Annotated in this window: 6 protein-coding genes; 2 read left to right on the top strand and 4 right to left on the bottom strand. The window is 51.4% G+C overall.

Annotated elements, in window-relative coordinates:
- Positions 1-105 precede the first annotated feature (105 nt).
- Together AC5JLP_RS02060 and AC5JLP_RS02065 are read right to left on the bottom strand one after the other, a co-directional pair.
- A complete protein-coding gene (locus tag AC5JLP_RS02060; protein ID WP_496066233.1) occupies positions 106-3,114 on the bottom strand; it encodes a WD40 domain-containing protein in 3,009 nt (1,002 codons plus the stop codon).
- A gap of 248 nt (positions 3,115-3,362) precedes the next feature.
- Positions 3,363-4,160, bottom strand: coding sequence for an MlaE family lipid ABC transporter permease subunit (locus AC5JLP_RS02065; protein ID WP_496066234.1), 798 nt, complete (start codon positions 4,158-4,160; stop codon positions 3,363-3,365).
- A gap of 394 nt (positions 4,161-4,554) precedes the next feature.
- On the opposite strand from AC5JLP_RS02065, the gene AC5JLP_RS02070 reads away from it, so the two are divergent.
- Positions 4,555-4,842, top strand: a complete 288-nt coding sequence (locus AC5JLP_RS02070) for a hypothetical protein (protein WP_496066235.1) — start codon at positions 4,555-4,557, stop codon at positions 4,840-4,842.
- 61 nt (positions 4,843-4,903) lie between these two features.
- On the opposite strand, the gene leuC is transcribed toward AC5JLP_RS02070, so the two are convergent.
- Together leuC and AC5JLP_RS02080 are read right to left on the bottom strand one after the other, a co-directional pair.
- Positions 4,904-6,307, bottom strand: coding sequence for a 3-isopropylmalate dehydratase large subunit (gene leuC / locus AC5JLP_RS02075; protein WP_496066236.1), 1,404 nt, complete (start codon positions 6,305-6,307; stop codon positions 4,904-4,906).
- An 81-nt stretch (positions 6,308-6,388) separates the two neighbouring features.
- Positions 6,389-7,792, bottom strand: coding sequence for a CPBP family intramembrane glutamic endopeptidase (locus AC5JLP_RS02080; RefSeq protein WP_496066237.1), 1,404 nt, complete (start codon positions 7,790-7,792; stop codon positions 6,389-6,391).
- Between the two features lie 146 nt (positions 7,793-7,938).
- On the opposite strand from AC5JLP_RS02080, the gene AC5JLP_RS02085 reads away from it, so the two are divergent.
- Positions 7,939-9,684, top strand: coding sequence for an ArnT family glycosyltransferase (locus AC5JLP_RS02085; RefSeq protein ID WP_496066238.1), 1,746 nt, complete (start codon positions 7,939-7,941; stop codon positions 9,682-9,684).
- Positions 9,685-9,779 lie beyond the last annotated feature (95 nt).

The following is a 9,779-nucleotide window of genomic DNA, read 5'->3' on the forward strand; positions in this document are numbered from 1 at the left end:
CAAAACCAGTCTCAGCTTTTCTTGTATCAATTTCTGTTCGTCGAACTCACGTTAACCTGACAGGCTTACCTCTCTGAGCTTAAGAAATCCAGCTAACGCGATCGATCACGTCTGGCTGATGCCATCGCAAAGGTGACGATCGCGTTCAGTCACTGTTGGATTATTAGTCAGGTAGCGATGCAGCCAGGTGCAGCCATGCTCCATGAGTCCATCCAGGTTTATGTTCCAGTTCCACAGCATCACTTGCTTATCCTGTCCAGCGGAGGCAAGGAGCTTCCCGTCAGGGCTGAAGGCAAGATTGGCAACCGCGCCTTCATGTCCTAACAAGGTTCTCAGCAGTGTACCGTCAGTCTTCCAGAGCTTAATGGTGTTGTCATAGCTGGCAGTCGCGATCGTTTTTCCATCGGGGCTGAAGCTAACATCGGTAACTTCGGCGTTGTGTCCTTGCAGGGTTGTGAGCAAGGTGCCATCGCGTTGCCATAGCCGGACGGTGTTGTCTGCACTGGCTGATGCCAACGTCTGACCATCGGGGCTAAAGGCAAGTTGCAAGATAGAGCCTTGATGTCCAGTGAGCGTTTTCAACGGTGTACCATCCCGTTGCCAGAGTCGCAGGGTGCCATCTTTGCCCGCTGATGCCAGGAGTTGCCCATTGGGGCTAAAGATGATGCGGTAAACAGCCGCGCTATGCCCTTCAAGAGTTGCCAAATAAGTGCCATCTCGCTGCCAAAGTTTGACGATGCCATCTCGGCTGGCGGTCGCAATCAGTTGACTATCAGGACTAAACCGAATGTCATAAAGGCTGCTGCGATGTCGGAGCGTCGTTAGCGGTGTGCCGTCTGCTTGCCAGAGTTTGGCAGTACCGTCATCGCTAGCTGTTGCAATCAGTTGTCCATCTGGGCTGTAGCGGGCTTCCCAAACGGTGTCTTGATAGCCAGTCAGCGTTTTTCGCAACGTGCCGTCGAGATTCCAGAGTTTGACCGTTTTGTCTGCGCTGGTTGAGGCGATCGTCTGTCCATCGGGACTGAAGCTCACGCCTGCGATCGCGCCTTTATGTCCTGCAAGCGGTGCAACGAGCGTGCCATCCGATCGCCAGAGTCGGGGCGTATCATCATCACCACTGGAGACCACAAACTGTCCATCGGCACTAAAAACCACCTTTTGTACGGCATCCTGATGTCCCCTCAAACGCTTCAGCAAGGGTTGATTAAAGCTCCAGAGCTTGATGGTTTTGTCTTCGCTGGCAGAATACAGCGTTTTGCCATCCTGCTTGTAGACGATGCGACTGACCCAATCGGTATGGCCCGTCAGCGATTCTAGTAAAGTGCCACTCCGCGTCCACAGTTTAATGGTTTTATCTTTGCTGGCGGTGGCAATGGTTTGACCATCTGAGTTGAAAACCACGTTATGCACAATGTGCTGGTGTCCGCTTAGGGTGGCGACAAGTTTGCCATCCAGTTTCCAGAGCTTGACGGTTTTGTCGTAGCTGATGGTGGCGAGAAGTTGTCGATCGGGACTGAACACGACCCCTGAGACGGCAGCTGTATGCCCATTTAGCACCTTCACGAGAGTGCCATCACGCCGCCACAATCTGGCTGTTTTATCTGCACTAGCAGAGGCAAAAAACTGACCATCGGGGCTGAGGCTGATTTTTTTAATGCCCGCCTGATGTCCTTCCAGGGTTGATAGTAGCGTGCCATCCAACTGCCAGCGCTTGATCGTGCCATCCGCTCCTGCCGAAAGGAAAAATTGACCATCGGGGCTAAAAGCCACGTCCTTCACACCATTTGCATGGGCTTTGAGCGTTTTAATCAGCGTTCCGTCAGGCTGCCACAGTTTCACCAGTCCATCTTCACTAGCAGAAGCCAGCACTTGACCATTGGGGCTAAAGGCCGTTTCCCAGACGCTAGCGGTATGACCTTTGAATGTGGCGAGTAAGGTGCCATCGACTCGCCAGAGTTTGCTGGTGCGATCGCGACTGGAGGTGGCGATCGTCTGCCCATCAGGGCTGAAGTTAACGTCCCACACGGTATCGGTATGTCCTGCTAGCGATCGCAGAAAGGAACCATCCGATCGCCAGAGTTTTACAGTGCCATCTCGGCTAGCAGAGGCAAGAATTTGTGCCGTGCCTGATGGCTGACCAGTGCCAGTAGGACTTAACGCCAGATCGGTAATGCCGTTCTGATGAGCCTGCACACTATCAGACTGCCTGACCCAATACACAGCTTGCTGAAGCGTGGTGAGTACTTGCGCCTGGAGTGCTGGTTTTTGGTTCGATAACTCTTTCAGCAAGGTGCCTGCCCGCAACGCTTCAATCAACGCTTCAAATTTACGGTTCGAGACAAACAGCGCTTCAGAGGAGGCAAGCACCGCTTTGATTTCGCCTTCTTTTGCTACACGGTACTGCCTGAACGCGACAATGCCTAGACCCGTTGCCACGGTCAGGGCTGCCAACACCAACCCAAGCCAGAGTCGCTGCTGTTTAATTTCAGCGTGCTGGCGTTTGATTTCAGCCTCGCGGCGAGTGGCTTCTGCTTTCCCGCCAGTCAACACGTAATCGGTTTGCAGCGTTGTGGGATGAGGTTCTTTGGCAGCGCCTTGGAGTAACCACTGTCTAGCTTCGGCCAGATCTTTGCCACGCAGTAAAAAGCTTTCATCTCGTTCCTGATGCTCCCACTCGATCGCCCGTTCTAGCAATCGCGTGTGCGATCGCACATAATCCAGGTCAGTATGAATTGCCTTGAGAAGTGACTGAAGTGCCTGCTCAAAATCATCCTGTTCTCGAAAGAAGAGCCAGTTATGGCGGGATAAGGCCGATGGGATCTGCTCAGGATCAAACCCTTCACGATGCACGATCGGCACCAGACGCTTATTTTGCTGCATGGCATACTCTAACTCTTGCCCGCACACTTTAGAGGCGATCGAGTCAGGCGTAATGACGACAACAAAAGCATTGGTGCAATTAATGCCGCGCTCAATTTCATCCCACCAGTCTGCTGTCGGTGGTATATCTTCCCAATCGACCCAGGTATCACAGCGCTGGCGGCACAGCGCTGCATGCAATGTTTGCACAAACGATTTGTCTTTACGTGAATAAGAGATAAAAACGTCAGACATGGCTTCCTCTTTGGGGGCGAGAGGCGATTGTTTCAATCTATTTAGGACTTACGCAGTCGCCCCCTGAATCCCGCAAAGTTGGGGACTTTGAGTGCTTGCTACCCCAGAATTGGGGGTTGGGGGCTAGTTTTGCGAGAATTTTCGTAAGTCCTACTACTGCGTGCTTCAATCTATTGCGTGCTTCACCACCACAGAAGTTTTCTCCGGAGGAATGGTATTGCAATCACCCTTTAGAGTGCCCTTTTGGGTCACAGCCCTTGCCCTAAGGCACTGCCTAACCCCTGGAACATGAGCCACGACAGAAAGAAGTTAGAAATAAAAATGGCAAGCAGCGAGGTGACAACCGCAGTCGTAGTGGACTGCCCTACGCCTTTTGCGCCACCTGTCGTTGTGAGTCCCCAGCTAGAACCAATAATGGCAATCAACGCCCCAAAGAAGACAGCTTTGATCGGCGCTCCACACAGATCCCAGACACCTAAGAAGTTGCGCGCCGAATCGACAAACACTTTTTGCGGAATGCCATACAACGTGTCGGCAATGAGCATGCCGCCAATTATCCCCGTTAAGAGTGAGAGCACAGTCAAAATCGGCAGCATGATGCAGCAGGCAATGACTCTAGGAATCACAAGATAGTCGATCGGATCAGTTTTGAGCATGTACAGTGCATCAATCTGCTCAGTGACGCGCATGGTACCCAACTCGGCTGCAAACGCTGATCCCACCCGACCAGCAAGAATCACAGCGGTCAACACGGGAGCCATTTCGCGAGTTAGCGAGATCGCCAGCACTCCTCCCACTGCACCGCTGGCCCCGAAGTTGATAAACTCTCTCGACACCTGAATGGTAAACACCATGCCGATAAAAGTGGAGGTTAGTAGCGCAATCAACAGCGACTCTGGCCCCACAGCCGCCATTTGCTCAAGGGTATTGCGACGGTGAATTTTGCCTGACAGCAGATGCACCATCACCTGCCCACCGAGCAGGATAGCAGCCAGTAGTCGCTGACTCCAAAGGCTTAAGCCAGTCGTAAACGGCTTTTCACTCACAAGAACACAGTTAAAACGGTAACTTTAGCAGAATAGCGGATTACCGGAAGGTCGTCAGCAAAAATGTCAGTAAGGGAATGTCTGACGATCGCAGCGAACGATTGACTTTCAGCGACTCTATACGTTTAGCTCTAGGCGTTTAACGATGTCCTGTGATTCTACAATCTTTGCCAGGACAATCGAATCTCCTTTGCAACTGCTGCCTCCTCTACAATGACACCAAAATCTGTATCTTGATTTTCTTAGAATTGTTCACAGAGCTTCAACAAGATATTTAAGCTTGATTTAAGATTTTTCACAGCCCTACTTGTTTGAGGCGATCGCTCCTATGGTAGAGATGATTGCACTTCTCTCCAACTACTCTCTTAAATGAACCAGCGTATCCATCATGCTCATGTCCCCCACCTTCATTCGTTCTCTGTTGCTCACCAGCACCTTTAGCTTTGCTCTACCCATTATCCTGATTGGCCTTTTGCTGGGGGTGCTATCCGCGATCGAGCAAATTCCATTGGCTACTGTGATCGCGCAGGCAGGAGCCGAAAAACTGTTGCAATTTCTTGCAGTTTTTGGGAGCGGTGACGCATTTCAGGGTGTTTTGGTGATTGGGCTGACTTGCGGCTTAGTCGGTGCGCTCTTTGATGCATACGCCTTTCGCCGCCATCAAAACCTACGCGATAGCTGATTGATGCCGTCTTTGGCAGATGCGGTCAGCGATGGCAGTTGATCAAGCTGCTGGCGGATCGCTACATTAACTCTCGTACATCCGTGACTTGCCCCGTGACGGCTGCTGCAACGACCATTGCCGGACTCATCAGCAACGTGCGACCAGATGAAGAGCCTTGCCGACCTTTGAAGTTACGATTAGACGATGACGCGCTAATTTGGCGACCCTGAAGCTTATCGGGGTTCATAGCGAGGCACATCGAGCAGCCTGGTTCCCGCCACTCAAAGCCTGCTTTCACAAAAATATCGTGCAATCCTTCGGCTTCTGCCTGCTTTTTCACTCGTTCTGAACCGGGGACAACAAAGGCTTTGATGCCGTCTGCAACGTGCCGTCCCTGAGCGAGTTTGGCGGCTTCGCGGAGATCACTAATTCTGCCGTTGGTGCAGCTACCGATAAAGCAGACATCGACTTTAGTGCCCTGTACAGGCTTGCCAGGTTGCAAATCCATATACTGATAGGCTTCTTTAGCGATCGCCCGTTCGTCTACTGGCATCTCGTCCGGTGTAGGGACAGTTTCGTTCACAGCAATCCCCTGACCGGGTGTGATACCCCAGGTGATAGTAGGCGCGATCGTGGCAGCGTCAAACACCACAACATCATCGTAGACGGCATCAGCATCACTGCGAATGCTATTCCACCACTCAACTGCTTTGTCCCACTCTGCTGCTTTGGGTGCAAAGTCGCGCCCTTTCAGATAGTCATACGTCACCTGATCTGGGTTCACGTAGCCGCAACGAGCGCCGCCTTCGATCGCCATGTTGCAAACGGTCATCCGTTCTTCCATGCTCATCTGCTCGAAGGTGGTGCCTGCAAACTCGTAAGCGTAGCCCACGCCACCTTTCACGCCCAGCTTGCGAATGATGTGGAGAATGACATCTTTGGCGTAGACTCCGGGTCTCAAGCTGCCGTTGACTTCAATCTTGCGCACTTTGAGCTTTGCCAGCGCCAGCGTTTGGGATGCCAGCACATCGCGTACCTGGCTGGTGCCAATACCAAAGGCGATCGCGCCAAACGCTCCGTGCGTGGCGGTGTGACTATCCCCACAGGCGATCGTCATCCCTGGTTGGGTCAAGCCCTGTTCTGGTGCGATGACGTGGACAATGCCCTGATTGCCAGAGCCGACATTGTAAAGGGTGATGCCGTTTTCTTTGCAGTTCTTTTCCAATGCCTGCATCATTTCCTCCGCGATCGCGTCTGCCAGGGGGCGCGTCAAATGATCGGTAGGGACGATGTGATCGACGGTTGCAATGGTGCGATCGGGAAACAACACCTTCAGGTTGCGTTCGCGCAACATTGCAAAGGCTTGGGGGCTGGTGACTTCATGAATTAGATGCAGCCCGATGAAGAGCTGCGTTTGCCCAGACGGCAAAAGGCCAACGGTGTGTGCATCCCAAACTTTATCAAACAGCGTCCCTTTGCTCATGGTAGTTGTCTTGCCTGCCCGCGATCGGCTATGTGGGTATTCATTCTACCAAGTGATGTTGACAACGTGGGAAAGAGTTGACTAAAACGGCACTACCAAGGATGCGCCCAGCACCAACACAGCCGTGGTATCCACAATGCCGTGAATGGTAATCGAAGCCCAAAGGCGATTGGTTTCGCCAAACGCAAGCGAGTAGAACAGAGATGCCAGAGTTGCCAGCAGCGCGTAAATGGCTTTGTACTGCAAGGGCGAAAGCGCAATCCCGGCTCCAGGATTGTTGCCAATGTGGCAAAGACCAAAAATGATGGAACAGACGATCGCCGAGATGAGTACAAGCTGTTGACGCTCCCACGGCTGAGGCGATCGCGCCTGTAGTTGATCGCGGATGAAAACCATGAGACCTGAGCGAAACAGCATTTCCTCAAAAATGCCAACCCGAAAGCTAAAAAGGATGGCGTAGCTGAGAAAAAAAAGTGCGTAGCGACCAGCAGAGGTTAAATCGAATGCCGAAGCGGTTTTGGATGCGGCAAATTTGAACAGGAACGCTAGCGGTACTAAGAGTGCAACTGCCAGCAAAATCAGCTTGGCTGCGTAGAGTACATCTGCTTTACGCACAGCAAAGCTATAGCCAAAATGTGCTCGGCCTAGCCCGGTGCCGTAGACCAAAACAATTGTAAATAGGGTGAGACTGATAAAGGGGCCAAAACTAAATGAAGGTCTGGAGAACCAAAAAAGGCTGGTTAAACAAGCTGCCGCTAGCAGTAAATCAAACACCATCATGCGATCGGATGAAGTCGTTCTGACAATGGGCAGGTGCATTAAAAAGGCAATGAGCACGTAGCTAAAACCAACAAAATAACCTGAGTATTCCGCTTCAAATGCTGTTGATACTAGTGATGTATTAACAAGGCTAACGTAAAGAAAATTAGCCATTAGCAAAAGAATGAGCTGCCCGTTTCGCCGAATAAAGGTCGCAATGGTTTGATGCTTTTTGGTGTAAATTCTACGATCGCGTAACTCCAGCAGTAAAAAAGGAACTCGCAGAACAACAAAAACTCCAATGAGAAAGAAAATAACGTTCAGCGGGAAATAATTTCTAACAATGAGGCTATCTAATTGCTTAAGCCAGCTAAATCGCGTCGGATTCAAGGCCAGCAATTTCACAACGCTGATGTAAAGACCTAACAGCAAGCATGTCAGCGTTTGAAACCAGAGTCCGTTGTTTCTAAGTAACACGCGCTTTGCAAACTCTGCGCCAATCGGCGTTGCCAAAAAAAAGATTGGGACAGCCGCAAAAAGGAGAAAAGACGCTGCTTCTACGAGGCGTTCAGTCAACGTCCAGGGTTTACTGCTAAAACTGAGCCGAATGACGATCGCGCTGAACCAGAGCACGCAGCCGATCGTAGCCATCATCAACTCGCCGTTGCCACTGTAGCGCCTTGGTTCGGCAAACTCGCAGCGGTTGGTTAAAAAGCCCACAGTCATCGATCGGCACTGGAAGTCAAACGAACTCTGAAATCATAACACTCTGCTTTTTCCCTCTGTCGTCGAGAGTACACGGCTGAAACTTGATAGCGTATTAAAGCCGTCCGTGATCAAATGGACAATCTCACTAGAACCAAGAGGATGGGATGGAAGCCGCAAAAAAATGGTTGGCTCAGCCAGAAAATCGTCAACTGCTCTGCCTTCTGGTCTGTGGTTTGCTGCTGCGGGGCGCGATCGCCTATTGGCTCCCACCGGGTTTCGATGAAGGCTACTACTACCTTTACACGCTTCACCCAGACTGGAGTTATTTTGATCATCCATTATTGGTTGCGCTTACTACAGGGTTTGGAGTTTGGCTTACAGGCGATGTTTCAGCGTTTACCATTCGATTAGGGACGCTGCTGCTGCATACTGGCTCACTGTTGCTGCTGTATTTGACGGCTGTACGGCTCTTTTCAAGGCAGGCTGCGATCGTGACGTTGGCGATCGCGTCTCTCATTCCCATTTTTCAACTTGGCTTCGGGGTTCTCACTCTGCCCGACAGCCCGCTGATGTTTTTCTGGACGGCAACGCTCTACATCGCCGTTTGTGAATTCTTCGGCACAAGAGACCCAAAACGTGAGAAAAATACCGCTGCTGCCCCTGCCTCCTCTGCTCCCGTCGCCTATCATCCTACTTACCGACTGGCGATCGCGGGTTTTCTCGTCGGTCTGGCTTGCCTGGGTAAATATCATGGGTTGGCGCTGGGGTTCGGGGTAGTTGGATTCTGCCTGACTAGCCCACGACATCGAGCAGCACTGTTTTCGCCCTGGACGCTGGCAAGTGTCGGTTTGTTTGGGCTAGCAGTTTTGCCAATCGTCATCTGGAATCTTCAATACGATTGGGTGTCGCTGCGGTTTCAGTCAGGCCGTGCTGTGCCCGATCGCGGCTATAGCCTTTTGGATCTTCTGGTAACTTTCCTAGCAGGGGTTGCCTACTTGTTTCCCACCTTTGGCTTTCCTTTGTGGTGGGCGAGTGGAAAGGCGATATTTGAACAGTGGGGGCAAAAAACCGCAGAGGCGCAGAGACGCGGAGAAATGTCAGAGTGGCAAGGCGATCAGGTAGAAGGGGAAGAGACTCGATCGCCCACTTTGACCCAACTCAAAACTCAAAACTCTCTAGCAGCGCGGCGTGAAGCGCTACTCAAAACTCTCTTTATCCTCTGGCTTTCTCTCCCCTTAATGCTGACCTTTACGCTGATGGGTGGCTATCGATCGATCCTACCCACTTGGGCAATGCCGGGTTTTTGGGGCGTAACACTCTTGTTAGGTCAGCAGGCTGCAAGTTGGCGACAGCGAACGATCAAACGCTGGTTGTGGGGTTCAGGATTGATCATTACCAGCTTGCTGTTGGTGGCACTCCTGCATGTGACGATCGGCACCTTACAAAAATCGAGCCGCTATGCGTGGTTTGGAGGCGTTCTCTCGCCCAGTAGCGATGCTTCAACCCAACTCATTGATATTAGACAATTGCGGCGAGGCTTTGCCGACTCAATCGCCATCACGGCAGCCATGAAAGAGGCAGACTTTCTGTTTACTAATGATTTGTATCTAGCGGGACAGTTGGGCATGGCGATCGCGCCGCTCAAGCCCAAACCCATCACCTGCTTTGACAAAGATTTGCGTGGCTTTGCCTTCTGGTCAACTCGCGACCAATGGGTAAAGCAAGATGGCTTGCTGGTGACTTCAGCCGTACAGTCACAATCCACTGTGAAGCAATATCAGGATTACTTTAAGGACATTCAGAAAATTGCCGAGATTCCTATTCAGCGCGGTGGTGCGATCGTCCAGATGATTGAAATCTACCAATGTAAAACGCTGCTCAAACCCTATCCACGACCCTATGGAAAATGAGAAAAGCTGACCTTACTTGCAATTTAGGCATCGCCAAGAATAGATTTTCTGCAAAATGGCTAATGTCAAACTTAGATGATTTTTAGAGTCGTCAA

The organism is Stenomitos rutilans (genome assembly GCF_059505485.1).

Bases quoted from the DNA above. Each gene is read 5' to 3' on its own strand.
- AC5JLP_RS02060 (WP_496066233.1), bottom strand. From the start codon at position 3,114: ATGTCTGACGTTTTTATCTCTTATTCACGTAAAGACAAATCGTTTGTG.
- AC5JLP_RS02070 (WP_496066235.1), top strand. From the start codon at position 4,555: ATGTCCCCCACCTTCATTCGTTCTCTGTTGCTCACCAGCACCTTTAGC.
- leuC (WP_496066236.1), bottom strand. From the start codon at position 6,307: ATGAGCAAAGGGACGCTGTTTGATAAAGTTTGGGATGCACACACCGTT.
- AC5JLP_RS02080 (WP_496066237.1), bottom strand. From the start codon at position 7,792: ATGACTGTGGGCTTTTTAACCAACCGCTGCGAGTTTGCCGAACCAAGG.
- AC5JLP_RS02085 (WP_496066238.1), top strand. From the start codon at position 7,939: ATGGAAGCCGCAAAAAAATGGTTGGCTCAGCCAGAAAATCGTCAACTG.